This is a genomic window from Paenibacillus sp. FSL L8-0502 (genome assembly GCF_038593055.1).
Taxonomy (GTDB): domain Bacteria; phylum Bacillota; class Bacilli; order Paenibacillales; family Paenibacillaceae; genus Paenibacillus; species Paenibacillus polymyxa_D.
Genome location: NZ_CP151958.1, coordinates 4,803,022 through 4,825,385, shown reverse-complemented (window position 1 = coordinate 4,825,385; position 22,364 = coordinate 4,803,022). Strand labels below are relative to the sequence as shown.

General features: G+C 38.7%; 18 protein-coding genes. 10 read left to right on the top strand and 8 right to left on the bottom strand.

Going from position 1 to position 22,364, the window contains the following annotated elements; all coding sequences use genetic code 11:
- The first annotated feature begins 56 nt into the window (after nucleotides 1-56).
- The 3 genes from NSQ57_RS21200 (at nucleotide 57) to NSQ57_RS21190 (ending at nucleotide 4,405) form a co-directional block, all read left to right on the top strand.
- Nucleotides 57-1,463: a hypothetical protein gene (locus tag NSQ57_RS21200; protein ID WP_029519293.1), complete on the top strand. Its 1,407-nt coding sequence runs from the start codon at nucleotides 57-59 to the stop codon at nucleotides 1,461-1,463.
- Nucleotides 1,464-1,660: 197 nt separating this feature from the next.
- Nucleotides 1,661-2,470 (top strand): bifunctional hydroxymethylpyrimidine kinase/phosphomethylpyrimidine kinase, encoded by an 810-nt coding sequence (thiD, locus tag NSQ57_RS21195; protein WP_342425259.1) that lies wholly within the window; start codon nucleotides 1,661-1,663, stop codon nucleotides 2,468-2,470.
- Between the two features lie 237 nt (nucleotides 2,471-2,707).
- Nucleotides 2,708-4,405 carry a M3 family oligoendopeptidase gene (locus tag NSQ57_RS21190; RefSeq protein WP_340933219.1) on the top strand — a complete coding sequence of 566 codons (1,698 nt, stop codon included), beginning with the start codon at nucleotides 2,708-2,710 and terminating at the stop codon, nucleotides 4,403-4,405.
- Between the two features lie 160 nt (nucleotides 4,406-4,565).
- Here NSQ57_RS21190 and NSQ57_RS21185 read toward each other — a convergent pair whose 3' ends face one another.
- Entirely contained in the window at nucleotides 4,566-5,537 is a 972-nt protein-coding gene (locus NSQ57_RS21185; RefSeq protein WP_342425258.1) for a ring-cleaving dioxygenase, read from the bottom strand.
- A 260-nt stretch (nucleotides 5,538-5,797) separates the two neighbouring features.
- Between NSQ57_RS21185 and NSQ57_RS21180 the strand changes: the two genes are divergently transcribed.
- Nucleotides 5,798-6,328, top strand: a complete 531-nt coding sequence (locus tag NSQ57_RS21180; protein WP_342425257.1) for a GNAT family protein — start codon at nucleotides 5,798-5,800, stop codon at nucleotides 6,326-6,328.
- A 109-nt stretch (nucleotides 6,329-6,437) separates the two neighbouring features.
- Here the strand turns inward: NSQ57_RS21180 and NSQ57_RS21175 are convergent, their stop codons facing one another.
- The gene (locus NSQ57_RS21175) at nucleotides 6,438-6,947 is read right to left on the bottom strand and encodes a thiol reductase thioredoxin (RefSeq protein WP_340886459.1); all 510 of its coding nucleotides are present in this window, start codon (nucleotides 6,945-6,947) and stop codon (nucleotides 6,438-6,440) included.
- 415 nt (nucleotides 6,948-7,362) lie between these two features.
- On the opposite strand from NSQ57_RS21175, the gene NSQ57_RS21170 reads away from it, so the two are divergent.
- The 3 genes from NSQ57_RS21170 (at nucleotide 7,363) to NSQ57_RS21160 (ending at nucleotide 10,749) form a co-directional block, all read left to right on the top strand.
- Nucleotides 7,363-8,385, top strand: a complete 1,023-nt coding sequence (locus tag NSQ57_RS21170) for a S8 family serine peptidase (RefSeq protein ID WP_069011966.1) — start codon at nucleotides 7,363-7,365, stop codon at nucleotides 8,383-8,385.
- Nucleotides 8,386-8,709: 324 nt separating this feature from the next.
- Nucleotides 8,710-9,444 carry a LytTR family DNA-binding domain-containing protein gene (locus NSQ57_RS21165; RefSeq protein WP_016820363.1) on the top strand — a complete coding sequence of 245 codons (735 nt, stop codon included), beginning with the start codon at nucleotides 8,710-8,712 and terminating at the stop codon, nucleotides 9,442-9,444.
- The gene (locus NSQ57_RS21160; protein ID WP_069011968.1) at nucleotides 9,445-10,749 is read left to right on the top strand and encodes a GHKL domain-containing protein; all 1,305 of its coding nucleotides are present in this window, start codon (nucleotides 9,445-9,447) and stop codon (nucleotides 10,747-10,749) included. It begins immediately after the preceding gene.
- A gap of 55 nt (nucleotides 10,750-10,804) precedes the next feature.
- Here the strand turns inward: NSQ57_RS21160 and NSQ57_RS21155 are convergent, their stop codons facing one another.
- Nucleotides 10,805-11,425, bottom strand: coding sequence for an ABC transporter ATP-binding protein (locus NSQ57_RS21155; protein ID WP_342425256.1), 621 nt, complete (start codon nucleotides 11,423-11,425; stop codon nucleotides 10,805-10,807).
- A gap of 1 nt (nucleotide 11,426) precedes the next feature.
- Nucleotides 11,427-12,386, bottom strand: coding sequence for an ABC transporter ATP-binding protein (locus tag NSQ57_RS21150; protein ID WP_342425255.1), 960 nt, complete (start codon nucleotides 12,384-12,386; stop codon nucleotides 11,427-11,429).
- Nucleotides 12,387-12,711: 325 nt separating this feature from the next.
- Here NSQ57_RS21150 and NSQ57_RS21145 point away from each other — a divergent pair, with 325 nt between their 5' ends.
- Nucleotides 12,712-13,944 (top strand): radical SAM protein, encoded by a 1,233-nt coding sequence (locus NSQ57_RS21145; protein WP_342425254.1) that lies wholly within the window; start codon nucleotides 12,712-12,714, stop codon nucleotides 13,942-13,944.
- Nucleotides 13,945-13,969: 25 nt separating this feature from the next.
- Nucleotides 13,970-15,025, top strand: a complete 1,056-nt coding sequence (locus tag NSQ57_RS21140; protein ID WP_342425253.1) for a radical SAM protein — start codon at nucleotides 13,970-13,972, stop codon at nucleotides 15,023-15,025.
- Between the two features lie 463 nt (nucleotides 15,026-15,488).
- On the opposite strand, the gene NSQ57_RS21135 is transcribed toward NSQ57_RS21140, so the two are convergent.
- Both NSQ57_RS21135 and NSQ57_RS21130 read right to left on the bottom strand, forming a co-directional pair.
- A complete protein-coding gene (locus tag NSQ57_RS21135; RefSeq protein ID WP_342425252.1) occupies nucleotides 15,489-18,047 on the bottom strand; it encodes an FtsX-like permease family protein in 2,559 nt (852 codons plus the stop codon).
- Nucleotides 18,044-18,721, bottom strand: coding sequence for an ABC transporter ATP-binding protein (locus NSQ57_RS21130; protein ID WP_342425251.1), 678 nt, complete (start codon nucleotides 18,719-18,721; stop codon nucleotides 18,044-18,046). Before NSQ57_RS21130 ends, NSQ57_RS21135 begins: the two co-directional genes overlap by 4 nt.
- Before the next feature lie 574 nt (nucleotides 18,722-19,295).
- On the opposite strand from NSQ57_RS21130, the gene NSQ57_RS21125 reads away from it, so the two are divergent.
- On the top strand, nucleotides 19,296-19,424 hold the full coding sequence (locus NSQ57_RS21125; protein WP_342425250.1) for a hypothetical protein: 129 nt from the start codon (nucleotides 19,296-19,298) through the stop codon (nucleotides 19,422-19,424).
- A 1,245-nt stretch (nucleotides 19,425-20,669) separates the two neighbouring features.
- Here NSQ57_RS21125 and NSQ57_RS21120 read toward each other — a convergent pair.
- Together NSQ57_RS21120 and NSQ57_RS21115 are read right to left on the bottom strand one after the other, a co-directional pair.
- A complete protein-coding gene (locus tag NSQ57_RS21120) occupies nucleotides 20,670-21,587 on the bottom strand; it encodes a HAMP domain-containing sensor histidine kinase (protein WP_342426137.1) in 918 nt (305 codons plus the stop codon).
- Nucleotides 21,584-22,261: a response regulator transcription factor gene (locus NSQ57_RS21115; RefSeq protein WP_029519271.1), complete on the bottom strand. Its 678-nt coding sequence runs from the start codon at nucleotides 22,259-22,261 to the stop codon at nucleotides 21,584-21,586. Before NSQ57_RS21115 ends, NSQ57_RS21120 begins: the two co-directional genes overlap by 4 nt.
- Between the last annotated feature and the right edge of the window lie 103 nt (nucleotides 22,262-22,364).

Genomic DNA, 22,364 nt, shown 5'->3' with positions numbered 1-22,364 from the left:
TTTTGGTTTAAAAGGTAATGAAAAAGTCACCATCATTCGTTTGAGGGGGTGTCCCTTTGGAAAAAAACACCACGATCCGCGCAGAAATAGAAAAGTATATTCAAACTGAAGGCATTTCAATGCAGTCTTTTGCAGATGCTTCCAAGGTAAATCCGGGTACACTTAGCGGTATACTTAATCGGAACCCACCACGGCCGATCTCAGTCAATCAGCTTGATCTGATTACCGAGGCCATGGGATTGGAAGAAGGATCTTTGTTCGAGATGTATGTTGATGAATGTTTTATTCATTCCTTGCCGCACTGGAGGAGGTTGCGTCCGTTTCTCCTGCGTTGTTCAGAGTTGAACAAGCTGGAGTGTATACGCAGTGTACTTGCCTATTTGATGGACGATTTATCGAACGTTCCTGCCATTTTTGAGACCGCAGAAGCGATGTTTGAGGATGGCAGACATGAAGCCGCCATGCTTCTGTATGATTGTGTCATCGAAAGTGAGAAGTATACCCACTCTGAACGATTGGCGATCAGCTATTTCCGTATATTCCAGATTCAGATTAAGGATAACCAACGGAACTTGAAGGCTGCTGTACAATTCCATTTGTACCGTAGTCGTCTACCGGAAATTTACGCATTGGAAGGCTTACATATGCTATCTCAAGTGTTTGCTTTAAAAATGCAATGGTCCGAGATGGAAATGTATGCGGACGAGCTAAGAGAGCTGGCGCAGGCATTGTATCGCAATCGGAACCGTTTCGGAGATGAGCACCTGGAGCTGCTTAAGCCGCTCGTTTATTACTATGCTCAGGGGCATCTGCTCAAGGCCAGTTGCTATGAGTTTCAGGGTAGATATGAGGAATCCAAGCAATGGATTGAAGGTTATGCAGATTTGAGCTGGTTTGAGGGTTTAGACGAAGAAGGCTGGAAAGTGGTCAACCTGCATCGTGTATATGCACAGGGCAACCGACTTTGTATTGAAATTAAAATGGGCAACACTTCTGCAATCTATGAATATATTACTTATCTGCGCGAGCATCCGGATGAGACATTGGAAGGCTTGAACACCTTGCTCGAATCGGCGAACCGGTTCGGTTATTTCGTGGATGCCGAACTGGGACTGTTTAGTCAGCAACTCAAGAACTTCTGGGAGCTTGCACCGGAACGATGGGATACTCATTATCGCAAGCACTTTAATGCATTTCGTTTTGCATCCTTTTGTAAGGTGTTTGCAGAATATTATTTCCGAAAAGGCGATTACCCCGAGGGAGTGGGACAAACACTGCACTGCTTGCAACTGTCCGTTGATAATAGCTATACCGAACATATCATTGGTTGTATGGCTTTATTTGAGCAGCATCGGAATTTTGCTACACCGGAACAGCAGCAATTGTATCAGAGCCTATGCCTGGGCGTACGTGCAAATGAAAAGAATCATGCCTATGATCACAGTACCGGCGGATATTTATAATTCTAAATTTCCTTCAAATTCTTCATATAACACGTTATTGCGAGGATATTCCCGTTTCAAAAGGGGATGTTCTCGTTTTTTAGCTGCTGCCGTCGCTTGTGACTTTTAGCATAGAGAGGACCGTTTTGCGCGTTGACAAGTTTCGCAAGCGGGATTAGGATAAATGCAGCACAGAAAGTGAAGGAGAGCATGAACAAATGACGATTCCCAAAACATTAACGATAGCCGGCTCCGACACAAGCGGTGGAGCGGGTATTCAGGCAGACCTGAAAACCTTTCAGGAGCTTGGCGTATATGGTATGACCGTATTGACAACCGTAGTAGCGATGGGGCCTAAAACCTGGGACCATCTTGTATATCCTGTTGCGTTGGATGTGGTAGAAGCGCAGCTGCGTACTGTATTGGAAGGTATCGGCTTTGATGCGATGAAAACCGGCATGCTAGGCTCGGTTGATATTATCGAGCTGGTAGCCAGCCATTTGAAAAAGCATGATTTGAAGCGGATCGTAATTGACCCGGTCATGGTCTGCAAAGGCACGGATGAAGTGCTTCAGCCGGAAAATACAGAGGCGATGCTGGAATTGTTGATCCCTGGCGCTGACCTGGTAACACCGAACTTGTTTGAGGCTTCGCAACTGGCGAAGAATGGACCGATCACGACACTGGAGCAGATGCAGGAAGCGGCTGCGATTATCCATGAGCGTGGAGCTAAGCATGTACTGATCAAGGACCGTGGCAAAATTCGTGCAGGTAAAGCGATGGATCTGCTATATGACGGAATCACTTTTGACTGGTTTGAAGCCGATGTTGTAAAAACAAACTTTACCCACGGTGCAGGCTGCACCACTTCGGCAGCGGTAACGGCTGGTTTGGCACAAGGGCTGACTGTACGTGAAGCAGTGGATCAGGCCAAGAGATTCATTACACAGGCCATTGAAGGTGGCTTCAAGCTAAATGAATTTGTCGGTCCGACCCTGCATGCGGCACATCGTTTGCAAAATCAATAAAGCATGAAGGTCTGCGACATTAGGGAGACTTATAAATCCTCACCAGGCTGTATATATATTTAGGTTGCTTTAGGCAGCGACATCTATGATATATAAGTTAGATTAGGCTCAAAAGCCGCAATACATTGTATTGCGGCTTTTGAGGTTGTATTTTTTTGGAATTTCGGCTTCCAGTTTAGTCTAATCGTACTGTATAATAGGCATCAGATTTATTACATTTAAGGAGGAACCGAAGCAATGACATTATTCAGCCAAATGGCTTACAGCCGACCAGAGCAACCTGAAATTGAACAGCGGTTTAAAACGCTGTTGCAGCAGTTTCGTGAAGCGGACAGCGTAGAACGTCAAAATGAAGTGATTCATGCGATTAATAAGCTGCGCAGTAATGTGGAAACGCAATTGCAATTGGTGGAAGTTCGGCACTCCATTAATACGGAGGACGCCTTTTACAAAGCGGAGCAAGAGTACGCTGATGATTTCATGCCGGTTATTCAGGAGTATGTAACCGATTACTACCGGGCATTGGTGGATTCTCCATTCCGCAACGAGTTGGAGAGTCTATGGGGCAGCCAGCTTTTCAGTATTGCCGAGGTAGCCCTCAAGTCGTTCCATCCGGATATTATTGAGGATTTGCAGCAGGAGAATAAGCTGACTTCGGAATATGCTCAATTGATTGCTTCAGCGAAGATCCCGTTCGAGGGGGAAGAACGCACATTGTCACAGCTCCTGCCATTTGAAATGGCTACCAACCGGGAGACACGCAAACAGGCCTCCGAGGCTAAATATCAATTTATGAGTGAGCATGAGGACGAGCTGGATCGAATTTATGATGAATTGGTCAAGGTACGTACGCGCATGGCACACAAGCTGGGCTATGACAACTTCGTAGAATTGGGCTATGCCCGCTTAGGACGTACAGATTACAATGCCGAGATGGTAGCCAATTTCCGCGAGCAGGTGCTGAAGCACATCGTTCCTTTGGCAACCAAGCTGAAGGAGCGCCAGCGCGAACGGATTGGAGTAGATCAGCTTCGCTATTACGATGAAGGCTTCAACTTCCTGTCAGGCAATCCTACGCCTAAAGGTGACCCGGAGTGGATCCTTCGTAATGGAGCACGCATGTATGAGGAGCTTTCAGCGGAAACACATGAATTTTTCAGCTTTATGATCGAACGTGGATTAATGGATTTGATCAGCAAAAAGGGAAAACAAAGTGGAGGCTATTGTACATTTTTGAGCGAATATGGCACGCCGTTTATTTTCTCCAATTTCAATGGTACGTCCGGTGATATCGACGTATTGACGCATGAAGCAGGTCATGCCTTCCAGGTCTATGAAAGCCGACATTTTGAAATTCCCGAGTACCATTGGCCAACGATGGAGGCGGCTGAGATTCACTCTATGAGCATGGAGTTTTTTGCATGGCCCTGGATGAATCTGTTCTTCGAGGAAGATACGGACAAATATCACTTTGAACATCTATCTTCATCGTTGCTGTTCGTTCCTTACGGCGTAGCCGTGGATGAATTCCAACATGCCGTATACGAACATCCGGATTGGACCCCAGCCGAACGTAAAAGCGCATGGCGCTCCATTGAACGTAAGTATAAACCGCATCTGGATTATGAAGGCAACGAGTATCTGGAGCAGGGCGGATTCTGGCACAAGCAGGGGCATATTTTCCAATCTCCGTTCTACTACATTGACTATACACTCGCGCAACTGTGCGCGTTCCAATTCTGGAAACGCATGAGTATCGACCGGACAGCAGCGTGGGAAGATTATTTGAAGCTGTGTCGTGCTGGGGGAAGTCGATCCTTTACCGGATTGGTTGAGCTGGCTGGACTCATCTCGCCATTCCAAGATGGTTGCATTGCCTCAGTAATCGGAGAAATCGAAGCATGGCTGAACAGTGTGGATGATAAAAAGCTGTAAGCTAACTAAAAAGGGCATTTCACTTACCTGTCAAAGCGGAAAAGCATGCAAATGACATGTTTTATAGGTAAAAGCAGGGCAATTGCACGAAAAAAGCCGGGAACCTCTACATGATGTAGGAGTCCCGGCTTTGTGTGATTTTAGAGCAAATATAACCCTATTAATGTTTAGTGTTAAGCGGTTTAAGATTGGCCTCAATCGAAGCACGGCGCGACTCCAAAAATGGAGGCAGTGATAGGGATTCGCCCAGAAACTCCAATTCCTCATCGGTGTCAAACCCCGGTCCATCGGTAGCCAATTCAAACAGAATGCCGTTCGGCTCACGGAAATACAATGAACGGAAGTAAAAGCGATCTACAAAACCAGAGTTGGAAATTTGCAGCTGCCCAATACGCTCTACCCATTGTTTGAGCTCTTCCTCGGTTTCAACACGGAAAGCTACATGGTGCACACTGCCGCGTCCTGGTCGCTCTTGTGGCAGATCGTTGCGCTCTTCCAGATGCACCTCAGTTCCTGTACCGCCTTCACCCGTTTCATAGATGACCACATCCGCTTGTCCAGCAACAGGGGAAGGGTAGGAGCCCTTTTTGCGGAAGCCCATAACCTGTTCAAGAATAAGAATGGTATTCTCCGCTTTGGGAATAGTCAGATGAACCGGTCCAAGTCCTACAATGCCGTATTCGGCAGGGACAGGGCTTTTCTCCCAAGGCGTGCCGCCACGCATTCCGTGATCATGCTCATCTGAAACGAGGAAGAAGCGTTGTCCTTCAAAATCCTCAAACGAAAGTGCCAGGCGGCCCGCTTGATCCGTAATTTCGCCATGTTTTACATCCAGCTGCTCGAAGCGGTTTTTCCAGTAATCCAGTGCCTTGTCATTTGGTACCCGTAGGGAGAGAGCTGAAATGCTGTTATTTCCTGTACGAGTTTGTCCCGCATGTGGAATTTCAAAGAAAGTGACTTCTGTACCCGCAGTTCCACGCTCATCTCCGTAAAAAAGGTGATACACACTAACATCATCTTGGTTCACCGTTTTCTTGATCAACCGAAGTCCCATTACCTGAGTATAAAAATCAACATTTTTAGCCGCTGCTGCTGTAATCGCCGAAACGTGATGTAATCCTAATAGTTTCATGTCATTATCCTCCTTGGTTTTTATATGATTAGGTTTTTCTAAACAAAATAAACAGTCGAAAAACTTTTCTTTATATTTATTATCTTGATATTAAGATATATTATTTTTGATTGTTTGTCAACTTAAATTACGGTCTTGCTTCAAAGACGGACAAAACTAGAAATTCGAAATAATGCAAAAGGAGATACAATAAAGCTCAATATAGCCCAATATAGCCCAAAGTAGATAGAATGAATTTTATTATAAAAGGAGTGTACTCAATGTATACGGATAAGGATTTAACGATTAGGCCCGTTAGAGAAGAAGACCTATATGCCCTTTGGACGTTAACTTTTAAGGAAGAAGCACCGGAATGGAAGCAGTGGGACGCACCTTATTATGAACATAAGCCACTTTCTTTTGAGGAGTATTTAAAAGAGAAGGAAAAGCGAATCGGGCAAGATGACTTTTGGATCATTGAAGTGGAGGGTAAGGTCATTGGATCGGTTAGCTACTATTGGGAGCATAAGCCGTCCCTATGGCTTGAGATGGGGATAGGTATCTTTGATTCGCAGTATTGGAGCGGTGGGTATGGTACGAGGGTACTCCGACTATGGATCACGCATTTGTTTAATACATTGCCTCTAGTAAGAGTAGGCTTTACAACATGGTCAGGAAACCATCGGATGATGAAGGTTGGAGAGAAGCTGGGTATGACCCTCGAAGCCAGGCTTCGCAAGTGCAGATATTATAATGGAAAGTATTATGATTCGATCCGAATGGGGCTACTGCGGGAAGAATGGGAACTGTGATTAAAATATAAAGTATAGAAGACTCGCAAGAAGGATCTTTTTTCAAAATATCCCATCTTGCGAGTCAAAGTTTCAATGATTTGAATCGATCATTTTGAAATGGGAAAGGTTACTGAGGACAATTGGCAAAAATAGTTAGCAATTCATCCGCATTTGGTCCAGTATCAACTTGTTGGGCAACGACTTTTCCATCTTTAATATATGCTAATGTCGGAGTAGCTTGTAAATTGATGTGATCTCTAAGAAATTGCCGAATGACTGGTTTCCAGTCCCCACCATCCAGATTGTAATAATAGATGGGTTGTGATATACGGACAGAAAATTCTTTTAAAATGGGAGAGAATTCACGACAATCGGAACAGCTAGGTCTACCAATATAAAGGTAAAAACCTTCTCCCGAGTTGAATTTGTCCATGGTTTCATTCGCATTAAGTCTAGGTAAATCTTTTACATCATTCTCGTATTCTTCAACAGTCGGAATATTTTTATTTTGTTCTATAGTCGTAAAATTCTTATGTTCTGCAGCATAGTTAGTATCATTAGCAATGAAAAAGCTTGTCAAACACATACAGAATATAAAAGCAATTTTGAACGGTAGAAATTTTTGTTTTTTTATCATAAGGAACCTCCAAATTATTTTTTTTGCGTGATTAACTAATTTTCCGGACATATAATTATTTTGATTATCACCTTCTTAAAATATTTATACGGAGCCTTAACAGACTATTGAGATTAATTGCTTCCAGATAGCCTGTATTCTTAAGTTGTAGTTAATCTATGAATAAGGTTACTATAGTTGATCTATCTAGAAATATTACTGTAATAATCAGCGCATATTGTGTCATTTTGCGTCTTGCTATACTCTAGTAACTCGTAATTATAAATGGTCAGCATTGAAATTTTAATACATTTTTATCGGAAATTTGCTTTTTATAGCATGAAATTGGTTATTTTATCACTTACACATTCTATATCAAACTAAAGTGCTAATTTATATATAGCATTCTATAAATTTGATAGGATAGGTGAAGACTATGTTTAACAACAAACAAGTAGTCATAATTGATACTGGAATGGACATGACGAATCGTAGTTTAAGTAAACATGTTATAGATGGAGTGAGATTTCAATTTTCAGGAAACGAAATTATCGAGGATAATGATTTTCAGGATGACCATGGGCATGGAACATCTGTGGCAGATACGATTATGCAAGTTTTTAGTGAGGCTCAATTTTACATCATAAAAATAGCAAATGAAGAAGGGAAAACGAGTACTAGACTCTTGCAGATGGCGTTGAAGAAATGCCTTAATCTGAATATTAAATATATTTGCATAAGCATTTCGGTTACTTCAGAAGGATACTATCAGCAACTTAGCCAAATTACACAGCAGTTAGTAGATCAAAATAAACTTATTTTTGTATCTGTAAAAAATGGTAGTCAGAGTAGTTATCCAGCTAGTCTGCCTACTGTCATTGGTGTAAATGGGCAAATGTTTTGTTCAATTGAGTCATTTTTATATTCAAAAAACAAAGAAATTCAAGCTGTATTTGATGATGCCCCAATTTTTGTCTATACACTTGCCGAACGGTTTGCCTTTTTTAAAGGTACTTCTAAAGCGAATGCTCTTTGTGTGGGGAGAAGTATGCAACTGATCTCTTCTGAGGTGAAGAACTCTGACATTTATAATAAAGATATCACGTTTTCAGAGGTTAATGATATTCTTGAACGCAGTGCTTTGGAATATGAGGTGACAGTAGCTGAATTTAAACCTATCCTTGATGCTGACATGGATAGTAACTTAGTAAAAAAATTTGGCAGGTATATAGAAAAGGCGATTTATGAAACCACTAATCTTGAAATTGACATCCATACTTTATATAAAGTTCCTTTTATTTGTGAGTTGACGGGAATAACTTTTAAAAATTTTGATGATTTTTGGAATAGCTTAGAAAAAGAGTTGAATCATACCTTAAACGATTATCACAATATACATATATTAAATGTATGTTCTCTCGCTGCATTGTTGAAATACTTGGAGGAGCTAGATGTTTAATCAAATTAAGCTGTTTGAAATCTATATTTTTAGTATTTAAATAAAAATATAAAAATGTATTTATTTAGAAAAAAGATTTGATTATAGAAAACTTGAAATGGTATACTATATATGTAATTAGTAAGCGCTATATAATAAATAAGGTTAACTTTGAACCTCCATAATAAACCCAGTAAAGAGGGGATTGGAATTGTGCTGGGCATGACCGAAAATCATATTGTTCCTTGCAACTGAGAATTAATTCATTGATGTGAAGTTCATAAGTTAACTTATACACGATACTTTACAATTAAGAATAATTAATGTATGTAGGGATGTGATTGGATGTTAAACATTGCTCTGTGTGATGATACAAATGTAGAACTGGCCCGGGTGGAGAGGTTTACGTTAGAATATCCCTTTACTAAAGTAGAAGTAGATACTTTTGGAAGTGGGCAAAAGTTGCTGCAATATGTAGCTAAGAATAAAACGGAATACAATATTTATCTGCTTGATATTGAGATGGCGGATATGGATGGCATTAGTTTAGCCAAAAAGGTAAGAGAGTTTGACAATAAAGCTGTAATTATCTTTGTAACCAATTATGACGAATACATGCCAGATGTATTTAAAGTACAAACCTTTGATTACATACTGAAACCTGTGAATAAAGAAACCCTTTTTGAGGTTCTTCAAAGAGCTGATCACTATTTACATAGTTCACATAGTTATTTTGAGTTTAGCTATGAACGAAATAAGCTCATTATAAACGAAGATGAAATTATGTACTTTGAGAAAAGTGGAAGGGCTGCTCATATTTATACAGAGACAAAAGAATATAAGTGTAATCAGACAACTTCACAAATACTTGCTCAACTTGATCCGATGGCTTTCACTCAGATTCATGCTTCGTATATCATTAACCTGAAATACGTTGTGGGAATAAAATGCGAAAATATTATGATGAAACGGATCGTAAATGGTGAAATTCAGGAAACTTATTTGGAACTACCGATCAGTAGAAAGTATAAAAAAGATTTTAAACAAAAAATGATGAATTATATGAGGAAGAGATTCTAATTGGAAAGAGTCATGTTTGATTTTATACTAAATTCTTTTGATATTTTCATTATAAGTAGATTTCTGAATAAAGTTTTATTTACTAAAAAGGGACTTTCGACGGAGAAAATCTGGCTGTTTACGATTGCATTAATAGGTCTGACAGTAGTCGGTATGTACTTTTTGAAAACAACATTTGATGTTATGCTAAATGTTGTTCCAGTGTTCACTATACTTTGTTTTTACCCAAAAAATCATATAACAACAAAACTGTGTTGGGGTACAGTTGTAATTGCAATTGAAATCTTATCTGTAGGAGTATGTTGCGCCATCATGAATGCTTGTTTTCCAAATGTACTCCTTACATCAGATAATGTATCTTATTATTACGAAGCGGGTGCTCTCCTCTCAGAAATCAGTAAATTTTTCTTTTTTTTATGGGTCCCTTTACTTTTTAAAATAGATGTTTATAAAAGAGAAACTACTCTGCATTATTTATACATGTGTTTGTTTGCAGTTCCTATCATAACTCTTTGCATGTTGTGCAGTCATTTTGATTTGATTTTAAGATCAGGTAAGAACCCAAATGAGTGGTTAAGTGTAATTTCTATGATTGGTGTTTTATCAATCAATATCATCATGTTAATTATTTATGAACAATTAAGCCGAATGTACGGCGAAATGATAGAGCAGGAATTATTAAACTTCAATCTTAAAGCAGAAAATAAACACTATGATAATCTGGAGAAATCGCAAAAAGAAATTCGGAGAATCAGGCATGATATGAGAAATGAACTGTTGACCTTAAAAGGATTGCTGAAAGAAAATAATGTTGAGGCAGCAGAGGGGTTTATAGAAGAAATTCTCTCAGATATTAAATGTACTGAAACTCAGAAATATTCACCGAACAATGTACTTAATTACGTACTCACCGAGAAAATAAATTTGGCTACTAAAAAAAGCATTGTAGTGAGCATTGATAGTTTTCTTCCAGAAAAATTTTCTCTAAATAATAATATTATAGCCGTTGTATTTGGTAATTTGCTGGATAATGCAATAGAGGGCTGTGACAAGGTAACTGAAGGTAAGAAAACAATGGATATAAAAATAAAATATCATGCAAAGCAACTTTATATAGAGATTTCCAATACGTTTAATCCGCTGTTTGTAAATAGTAATTTTATAAGTAATAAAAAGAATAGAAAAAATCACGGTTTTGGATTGAAAAGTGTCAAGCAGATTGTAAAAGAAAACTCAGGAATCCTGGATATAAGGACCGTGGAAGACCGGTTTTGCGTCAATATTATTTTATGGGACTTAGAATAGGAATCGAATTCGTGAAAGGGCGTAGACGCTTATGCAGCTACGTCCTGCTCCTGCATTACAACAATATTTGTTCATATTTACTCCCTAGTTCACTATCATGTGTAATTAATATAATGGTATGGTTGTACTTTAGATCATCTAATAGATCAATAAAGTTCTTTTTTACAACACCATCTAAATTTGAAGTGGGTTCATCAAAAATTAATACTTCTTTATTAGTATAGATATTCCGCAGTATCGAAATTAATTGCTGTTGCCCTCCTGATAAAGAAAAGTTTTTACCGATTATTTGATCTTTTTTACTTTCTTCGATAAATTTCTTGGTATCCAATAATTCAATATATGAATTCAGTTGCCTCATAGGGATGCCTGGTTGCCCCAAAGTTATATTGTTAAAGATCGTATCTACATACATGACGGGTTCCTGGAAGCATATGCCTATTTTGCTGATAATATCTTTACGTTTCCATTCTCTCATTTCCTTTTCGTTCACTAAGATATCACCTGTATAATTACAATTAATCTTGGTGAGTAATTTTAATAGTGTGCTTTTTCCTGCCCCGTTGCGTCCTGAAAGGCAAAAAATATGATTTCCATGAACAGAGAACGAGACATCGGATAGCGCTTTTTCCAAACCGTTATAGCTATAACTTACATTTTTAAATTCTATGTCCATTTTATTTCACCTCTTCAGCTCTTATAATCGACTCAATTCTTTCGATTGATACTTTTGCCTGCTTCCAAGCGGCCACATAGTTTGTAACACTTTTGATCGGACTTATGATCTGATTTGAATAATAAACAAATACCGTCAGTACTCCCATACTTGTTTGGCCTTTCATTACTAAAATTGTACCCATCCCCAAAAGCAATACACTTCCAATAGAGGTAATGACAGAAGGGACAGTGGAAGCTACGATAATTGTATTGCTTCTCTGTCTATAAGCTTCAAGTGACTTTTCCTCTAAAGGCATGTACCTTCCCAAAATATAGTCTTTTATATCCATTCCAATAGAATACAGAAGTGTTCCAAGCGTATGCCTAATATAAGAAATAGAGTCATCATAAGCATTCATGACTGCTTTTGTCTTTTGAGTAATTCTTTTATTAAAGAATATTTGACTAATCATTGTTAAAAGCATGATTAAAAATACAAGTGTAAATAATTTGTAGTTGAAAAAAAGCAATACAACACAAATAACAATTAGAAAAAGTAAGTTTGATATTAGCATAGGGATACCGTGGGATACTAATCTTTCGATGATTCCAATGTCGTTAATAAACAGGGAAAATAGCTTATCGTTGTTTGAAGTAATGGTCTCACCTGGCAAAACAAAAAACTTTTCTAACAACTTTTTTTTCATAGCATAAGAGATTCTTTTACCTAATTCGGCAAAAATGAATTCACAAAGTAAACTGCATAAGTGAGATAGAATAAATAAGCCTGTTGCTATTCCTATAAACTTCACAATTAAGGAGAGATCTTTGGATATTAATCCAGAGTCAACAATCTTACTTATGTATTGGGGAATTATCATGCTAAGTATTGTATCTAAAGCTTGAAAAACTAAAATAAGTACAATAAAAAGATAAAATTTATGAACTTCTTTAAGAATCCAGTTATATTTTCTAAGCATAAATTTCCATTCCGCCCTTCTGATACAAATATATAAAGAAGCTACTTCTCATTCTACTATTGAATATCTAATAATTATATTTATGGTATAAATGACCTCTTTAATGTCGTGAAATACATCTATGTATACGTTTTTTACGGATGTAGCGCAACTTTCTCTCATCCCCTCAGATACTCTAAAGAATCCATTGTTATTTAACTCTGATTATTATCAATTTATGGCATTAAAACATTAGATTATGACATAACAGTAAATATCAGAACAATTCATGATCTATTTAATAGAATGGAAAATGAATTTGGGATGTATGAGAGGAGAAAAAATCATGGTATATCTTTTAAATCCTTACTCACGTGAACTGTTTCATAATCATCAAGTCATTATCGCGAATACAAAATCAGGAGCTTTTTTGAAAACCTCTAAATCTTATTATCTTGTGCTGAAGGATATGGTTAATAAAGGGGAAATTGAATCATTATTAAATCCTACCAAAAGTTCTCAACATGCTGACGTTATTCATAATTTAACAAGTCTCTTTTATGAATTAGTAAATATCAAATGTATTCTAACCGAAGAACAATTAACAAATATTCATGAGGAGGTCTTAGATGTTGTCTATCTAGGATTAACAAATAGATGTAATTTACACTGTAAACATTGCAGTGCTTCAGCGGATGCTCATTTTACCGATGCACTAACAACTGAAAAAGTGAAAGAAATCATTGATCAAATCATTGTACTTAAACCCCAAGCCATCAATGTTACGGGTGGAGAGCCTATGATGCGATTAGATATCATGGAGCTTTTGGCGTACATAAGGCAAACATTCAACGGAGCCATTTTGCTCTCTACCAATGGCCTTTTTATAACCCCAAAAAATGTGGAGCAATTGATTAGGTATGTAGATAAGGTTTCCCTTAGTCTGGACGGTTATGATGAAGAAACTTGCGATCAAATTAGAGGCAAAGGTGTTTTTAGTAGAGTTATAAAAAGTATAAAACTAATGCAAAGTAAAGGGTTAAAAAAAATAGCATTATCAATGGTTATTACAAAATATACTTCTGACGGAGGTAGAGAGAAGTTTATTGATTTATGTGAATGTTTAGAAGTTGAACACGTAGTGCGTATCTTAACATCTGCTGGAAGGGCAGGAGAAAATAGTGAAGAAATTTTTCCGGAAAATTCTTTTGTAGATGATCTGACCTCCCAAGATGTTGCCTGTCGACTTTGTTCACCAGGAAAAAAAGAATTATTTATTGGAGGAAATGGAAACATCTATCCCTGTGGTGGGTTGATGGAGTCTGAAGATTTTGTTTTGGGAAATATATTTGATGATAATTTATTTGAATTAATGGCTAAAGGCAATCAAAAAGCAGATCATAATAAAATCGGATGTGTAAGGCCATGGAAATTTGAACCCTGTAAGAACTGTGACGTTAATTTATTTTGCCACCACTGCATTAGCAACATCTATTATTTGCACCAAAACCAAGAGTTGTTCGATATCATATGTCAAAAACAAAAGAAGCAACTTCAAGAATTAGTTTGGAATAACTAAATCTTTATATAAGGAGAGTGATGTCATGAACTTCACATATTGGGTAACCGAAGATTGTAACTTGAGATGTAAATATTGTTATGTTAGTAAAGCCCCAAAAACGATGAGTAGGGAAACGGCGGCAAAAGCTATTGATTTTACGGAAAAAAAGCTTGCTGCAAATCCTTTGGATCATAAAGATAAAATACGCATAGCATTACATGGGGGGGAACCATTACTTAATTATCCGATCATTCATTATCTTGTAGAAGAGTTAAAACAAAAAATTCATGGCGAAATTTTTTTTACAATGACAACGAACGGCACCATTTACAATCAAGAAATACTTGATTACGTTTCCGAAAATATCGAATTAACGATTAGTTTGGATGGGAAGCAAGAAAGTCACGATATCAACAGAGTGTATAGAAATGGGAATGGAAGTTTCAATAGAGTGATTGAAACTATTGATTACATTAATCATCAATCACATTTTTTCCGAGTAAGAATGACCGTTACACCTAATAATGTTTCCTATTTTGCTGACAATTATATTTTCCTCTCTGAAAAAGGGTATCCGGTTGTCACCTTTGCGATGGATGAAAGTGATCCGAATTGGAGTAAAGACCTTATGAAAGTTTATCATAAGAATCTTAACGAAATATTTTCATATAAGGTGAGTAACAATCTTACCAAAGCACAGTACTTCTTATATAATTTCAAAAACGAACATTTCCGACCAAGAGGGGTCTGTGACGGCTGTCATAACAGCTTTCATATTTCCAGTGAAGGGAATATATATCCTTGTATTCTTGCAGTAGGCCACGAAGAGTTTTCCATGGGAGATGTATTTTCCGATATAATTGAACAGCGTTTATCCAATTTAGACGAAATCAATCAAATGGACCAAGGAGCTTGTATAAAGTGTGCTATGTATAATAATTGTCGTAGCAAAATATGTAAAATAATTAATAAAATACAAACTGGAAACTATTATGAATCATCACCTGTATTTTGTGCAACTCAAAGGATACACTATTCAATAGTGAAGGAGTATGAATATATATTAAAGAACTTCGAGCTTCTTCTCTCTAACCACTGATTTATTATGCTATTTATTCGTGGCTTCATAATCGTATTTTGGCTCTAGAGTCACTAGATTTGATTTTGAAGAAATGTAGTTTTCTGAGGAGAATCCTGCAAAAACCTTAAATGGGTTATGACCTGGAAAAAAGGAATCTGTGAATTAAAAAGTAGTCCATCCTCAGATGAGGGCGGTGATATTATCCCCTTAGGTAGACGGTGTTAAAAGAGCACATGTATGATGTGATCTGGCACTATTTTTCTAAAGGGGATTTTTGTCATGTCCATTAAAGGACACGAGTTTAGAATGTAACACCAGAGTTCAAATTGAAGGTGGTACGTATGCATTTTATCTGTTTTCTCATTATTATAATAAATTTCAGGGAGGTTAGAGAACGGGGACTAATTATACAGTTGAGTAACTAAGAAATGACCTAGCTATAAGTTTTGCTAGGTCATTTCTTTTCTTAACTAAGGAGTGTTTATTCTGCTGTTCGCAGTCGTTCTACGATAGTTTTCCGGTCGCTCAGAGAATAAATAGCGAGAGGAAAACATATCCCAAGAGCGAGCAGAACAGGCAGCACGAGGATCAGCGGCCAGATAATAAATCTATAACTCATAAACCATATTTGAGTACTCAAGGGTCTCGCAATCAAGACGGAAAATAGGCTTCCTAATAAGATGGAGCATATGCTGGTGCCGAGCACATAGTACATCCCCTCATAAATGAGCATTGTTTTTAATTGTTTGTTGGTCATGCCGATGCTTTGTAGTATAGCAAATTCTTGATGGCGGGTCAGAATGCTAGTTAGAAGCGCGTTTGCAAAATTAAGAATGCCAATCACACCAATAATAATACTGAGCGTACCGCCGATCATCAAAATTGTTTTTTGCATACCTGAAAGCTCGGCAATTGAGGTGAATTTGGATTTATAATGCATCGTTGGCTCCTTTATTTCGGTATAGTTCTTTAAGAAGCTCTCCATCGTTTTTTCTTTACTATCGGATACATTAAAGGCATAACTCATCACCACAGGCTTCTTCACAAGCGTTTTATAGATATCCGCCGGGAGATAGAAGTTAGTATAAGTAGGAACGGCTACACCAGAATTAGTTAATTTTACGCCAACATGACCAAGCACTGTGAATTCATGGCTCGTATACTCCTGGGCATTTGCTGTGCCCATATAGTTATGAAGAGTAACCTTTTCACCTACTTTGTATACGGATAGTGCCATGTCAGGATTATCGTAATCGTCTAACCCGACCCCTTCCAAAATATACTTTCCCGAAGCTAGCTTGCCATAATCAAGTTCACCATCAATTAATTTTAGTCGGTGAAGGGGGAGATCTTCAAGCCCATACACTACTGTAGATAAGTTGCCACGAGCGTCAGGAGTGACGATTTCCCCGTACAACTTCATCCCCTCTTTGTTCTCTTTATGCTCGACAGTGAATAAATTGCTGCCACTGTACAATCGTCCACCTTCTTCAAAACCGGGTTGTGCCTGAACGGCCTGAATATAGCTTTCTGTCGTTGCATTGTCAGGGCCTGTGAAATGTTCTTGAAAATAATCAGCATGTGCAATTAGAAAGTCAGTGTCATGGCTTTTAGACACATACTTATTCATATCTAGACTTTGGGATAATGTAAAAGTAGTATTCAGTAGCACTAGACCTAGAGAAAGGCTAAGTAGCACCAAAGTAGTCCGCTTCTTATTGCGCCCTAAGTTGACTCGAGCCATCAGCGGCATTTTAGCACCGTTAGTTGATTTTTTTAGTTTATTCTTACCCTTTTTGGTAGCTTCGTCTACGTATCTTACTGCCTCGATCGGAGACACAGTCGCCGCAATTCTGCTAGGCTTATATGCACTGATCATAACTGTTATGACTGCAAACAGAGCGGAGCCGATAAAAATCCATGGGCTGGGGGATATGGTTACCTCAGCATTTGCGTGCCTATAATTGTTCATAAGCAGCAGAGGGATAAGCGATTTGCCGACCAAAAAACCCGCGAGCAAGCCGATGGGAACCCCGATCAAGGAAAGAAATAATGCCTGTCTGCGGATGATTCTGCTGATTTGCCTGCTGGTTGTGCCGACGGTTTTTAGAAGACCGTAGAAACGAATATCACGCATCACCGAGATTTGGAAAATATTATAGATGATCAAGTAGCCAGTAAGCATGATCAGTAACAGACCACTGGCTAGGGCAAAAATGGTTCCAGGGTTTGAACTGAAAGTGTTGGAAAGATACGCCCAGTTAACATTACTGTTTATAAAGTTTGGTGCATTTTTGTCAAGGGAATAACCGCTTTCTGTAATCACTTTATTAAGATTTTCCCGCATATTCGAGCTGTTATCGAACATGATAGTAGCAATGATGACTCCGGTTATATCATGATCCTGCTTATATGTGTTGCGTAATTCTTCAGCATGGGCATCCACATAAGCTTTAGAAGCAATGATTTGCCCTACGTTTGCCACGGCGGCGGAGTCACTCTTCCACCAGCCGGAGAGGATAAATTTGCGCTGTACCATCTTGCCGTGAACCTTAAGCTTCAAGGTCAATGGAGCGCCCTCTTTCAGGGGAATACCCAGTAACTGTAGGGTATTAGAGTCCGCGATAACTTCATTTTTCGCCATCGGTTTGTGGCCTTTTTCTAGCTCAAAAAATCCTAGCTTTAGCCCTACATCGTCATAATACCAGAACTCCGCACGACGCTTTAAAAATTGCTCGTTTATCACCTTTTCACTTAACACGCGGCTATATGATATCTCTTTAATAAGAGGATGATCTTTGACGTGATTAAATTCCTCATCGTTGATATATTTGAGATAACCCTGCCCTCCCCCACCGGCCTGCCGCATCGTTGCCTGCTGGAGGCTTTCCATCGCGCCAAGCCCCATAGTAAACAGAGATGTAAATAACAAAGTGGTTAAGGCAATAGCGATAATCGCAATAATATTGCGGATTTTATTCGCTTTAAAACTTTTATCTGATAAATTACGAACCGCCTTACTGTTTTTTAATTTGATCATCTGGTCGCACCACCTACTATTTTACCGTCCTCAATGCGGATGATGCGATCTGCCATCTGCGCGATTTCTTCATTATGAGTAATCATCACCATCGTTTGGGCGAACTGTTGGCTGGATACCTTGATCAACCCTATGACATCCAGACTGGTTTTACTGTCCAGGTTGCCAGTAGGCTCGTCGGCCAAAATAATGGCTGGTTTAGTCGCCAGTGCTCTCGCAATGGCGACTCGCTGCTGCTGTCCTCCCGAAAGATTACTCGGTAGATTGTTTAATTTGTTCTCAAGCCCCAGCGTATTCGTAATTTGGGCCAGATAGGCTTTGTCTGGTTGTTTCCCATCTAGTTCAATGGGGAGCACGATATTCTCATAGACATTTAAGACTGGAACTAAATTATAATTTTGAAAAACGAAGCCGATCTTTCTTCGGCGGAAGATGGTCAATTCTTCATTTTTCAGAGAATAGATATCCTTGCCCTCAACGGTGACGTTTCCACTTGTAGGCCGATCCAGTCCACCAAGCATATGCAGAAGGGTGGACTTCCCGCTGCCGGATGTACCAACGATAGCGACAAATTCACCTCTCTCCACCTCCAGATTCACACCATCTAAGGCATGAACAGCGGTATCCCCGTTACCGTAACTTTTTCTTAGCCCTCTGGTTTCTAATATCTTCATTTTTTTGCTTTCCTCCCAATAAAAATATCTGCATCGTAATTGCTTACAACACAAATTTTATTATAATACCTCTTTCTTTCTACAATCTTTCTGAAATCTAACAGAGCTGAAAGATTATTTGAGTGAGAGTAGAAAGATCAATTTGTAACGGGTGGTGGGAAATGTAGGAGAGACAGACTCCTTCTGAGATATCTGTTTTTTGGTGCCTCTGCTTGAACTCAGCCGGAATCAAAGTATTTTTTGGTCTAATACATTCGCTTGCTTGGCTTCATTGTATTTCGTGGGATGAGGCTTGTACTGAGCGACTGTATACGAAAGTAACCATTTTTTTTATGTTATGCCGGGTAAATCAATTAGTGCAATTATTTGTTTTGAAAAAGTAAGACTTCGCGGTGTTGTTGGAAAAACACGAATAATGAATAAACGTGAATTTACGGCCTTGTTTTAAATAACAGAATGGGATATAAACAGTGCATAAGCCACTAATTATGCCAAATAACATACTGATTTTTACAATAGAATATTTAGAGGTATCTTTAATGATATTTTAATAGTGAAAGGAGGTGGAATTAACATGGAAAAAATCGAAATTTTAGATAATATGGATTTTGAAATGGAAGTACAATGTGATCCTAATAATTGCCATTATGATTGTCTCGAACCCAATGGACACTGTAGCTCTAATATTGTCCAGTGGGCTTAACGTGGGAAAAGTTGAGGTTTTAGAAATAATTGTCTCGAACCCACTGGACATTGTAGCTCTAATACTAGCCTAGGGTTTGATTGGTGAAAGAATGATTTTGCCTAACTAAGTATTAGTTGACCAATGAAAAGGAAGAAGTAAGAACACTTTTTAGCTTGTCTAGTGTCCTCGTCTTTTGAGACGAGGGCACTTTCTTTTGCAATCATATCTGGGAAAGTTGAGTAGTGCCGCTGGATGTAAACATTGTATAAACCACTAATTATGCCAAATAACATACTGATTTTTACAATAGAATATTTAGAGGTATTTTTAATGATATTTTAATAGTGAAAGGGGGTGGAATTAACATGGAGAAAATTGAAATTTTGGATAACATAGATTTTGAAATGGAAGTACAATGTGATCTTGATAATTGCCTTTATGATTGTACGGAACCCAATGGACACTGTAGCTCTAATATTGTCAGATGGGCTTAACATGGAAAAAATTTAAGTTTTGTGAATAATTACATCCAATCCACTGAACATTGTAGCTCTAATACTAGCCTAGGGTTTGATTGGTAAAAGAATGATTTTGCCTAACTAAGTATTAGTTGACCAATGAAAAGGAAGAAGTAAGAACACTTCTTAGCTTGTCTAGTGTCCTCGTCTTTTGAGATGAGGGCACTTTCTTTTGTATCATATCTGGGAAAGTAGAGTATTGCCCCTATACCTCTAGGCGATTCAGGTGGAATACCCTTCTTCGAAATTACATTTTTGTTTTTCTCCCAGACCCAAGCTATTACCAAAGATGAGGTATGCATTGACAATTATGTTTAAGGTTTAGAGTATATACAATTTTATCTATGGTGGCACGATTCTTTACTATCCAGTACCTGAGCACAATATTTTTCGTAGACATTCAAGGCAGGCATCAGATAATAATCTTAGAAAACGAAGCCGATTTTTCGCTGCAGAAATTGGTCAATCTTTGTCTTGCAGGGAAATATATCCTTGCCATCAATCGTGAAGCTTCCGTTTGTTGGACCATCAAGTTCACCGGATTCCACCTCCAGCTTCACGCCATCTAAGAGGCATGAACAGCAGTATCTCCGTTCCCGTAATGCTTCCTTAATGCCTGAGTTTTCAATAGGCCCATATACATTCTCCTCCAACAAAAAATGTCTGTATCGTAGTCATCTACAGTACAGACATTAGCACACTAATCTTTCTACAATCTTTCCGGAATCTAACGGTGTTGAAAGAATTAAGTATCCATAGGAAGAAAAATAGAGAAGGTAGAACCACGGTCGTAGTGTGACCGTACTTTGATGTACCCCCCCTCCGCAGCGATGATTTCTCTAGCTAAAAACAGTCCAATCCCGACGCCCTCCTGCGAGTTAACAGTAGGGGAGCGATAAAAGCGGGTAAAGATTTTACCTTGTTCTTCTTCTGCAATGCCTATGCCGCTATCGGCAATATCAATTCGACAAAACAATTCGTATGCCATCACTTTTATATCCATGTTTCCGCCTGTCTCTGTATATTTTATAGCGTTATCCATAATGTTATAGACAGCTTCACTGGTCCACTTTAGGTCAAAATAAGCATGAATAACGGTGTCCTCCCTAAAAACTGTTATCCCTTTGGCATCTGCTTTTGGCGTTATTTGCTCCAATGCAGCATCAAGGAGCTTATGAACAGATTCTCTCCTTGGCGCTACCGTGATAATCCCCGTTTCAAGCCGCGATGTTTTTAACAATGCCTGGATCAGAAAGTTAAGCTTTTCGGCCTGAGCAGATAGAGCTTTCACACAAGTGGAGGTATCCTGTGATAGTTCGTATTCGCTAAGTAGTTGGGAATAAAGCAGGATGTTGGCCAATGGTGTTTTCGTTTGGTGTGAAATATCGGAAATCAGCTCATTTATTTTATTCTTTTCAGCAAGCAGATTTTTGGAGGACACGGAACAAATGGAGAGAAATCTCACGAATTTAGCTTCTATTGAAGAAAGAACGGATTCATCAAAGACATCCTCTGAGAAGCTGCCATTTATCGCGGCATCCAGCATGTTCTCAATGGTTTTCATTGTTTTATGGATGCTCCTGCGATACAGCATAATAGCACCCACAGCGGTGCATACAGCAACAACGGCAATTCCAATACATATATATAGGAGTGTTGTCATTTCAACGCCCATGTGTAGCCCAGCCCATAAACCGTTTTAATATATTGTGGGGAAGAAGGATGATCCTCGAGCTTGTCACGTAGCCTTTTTATCGTAACCGACAAGGCATTTTCACCTACATATTCAGCACCGTCAGTCCAGATGCTGTCTATCAAATGATCGCGTGAAACGGTATTTCCTCGATTGTTGATTAGAATGCGCAACAATTTTTGCTCTGTTTTACTTAGTTCAATCGGTATATCATTCTTATTAAATTCCATCCTCTCAAATGAGAAGGAAAAATCACCTAGCTGAATGGAGTCTGCAAGCGAGTATTTGGATTTCTTAAGCTGAACACCAACTCTTGCTCTCAGTATCATCAGACTGAAGGGTTTGGTGATGTAGTCATCAGCACCCAGCTCAAGACCAGTGACAATATCTGTTTCCATATCATTCGCAGTCAGAACAATGACTGGTAAAGCTTTTGTTTTACGTATATGGGTTAAGAGGTCGAGTCCATTCCCATCCGGCAAGTTTACATCAAGTATCACTAGGTCAAAAGCAGTGATGTTCAATTGTTCTTTTGCAGCAGCAGTGTCATACGTTTGTGTAAATACGTTGTTAGGTTCTTTAAGAGCAAGAACAATACCGTTACTCAAGGCGATATCGTCCTCGACGATTAGTATGTGATTCATCATTCTCCTCCTGTTTTTTTGGTCCATCAAATTAATGAAACCCCAATTCCAATATTTTCTACAGTAATGAAAGAAAGGGCAATCCTAAATATTCCATCTCTAT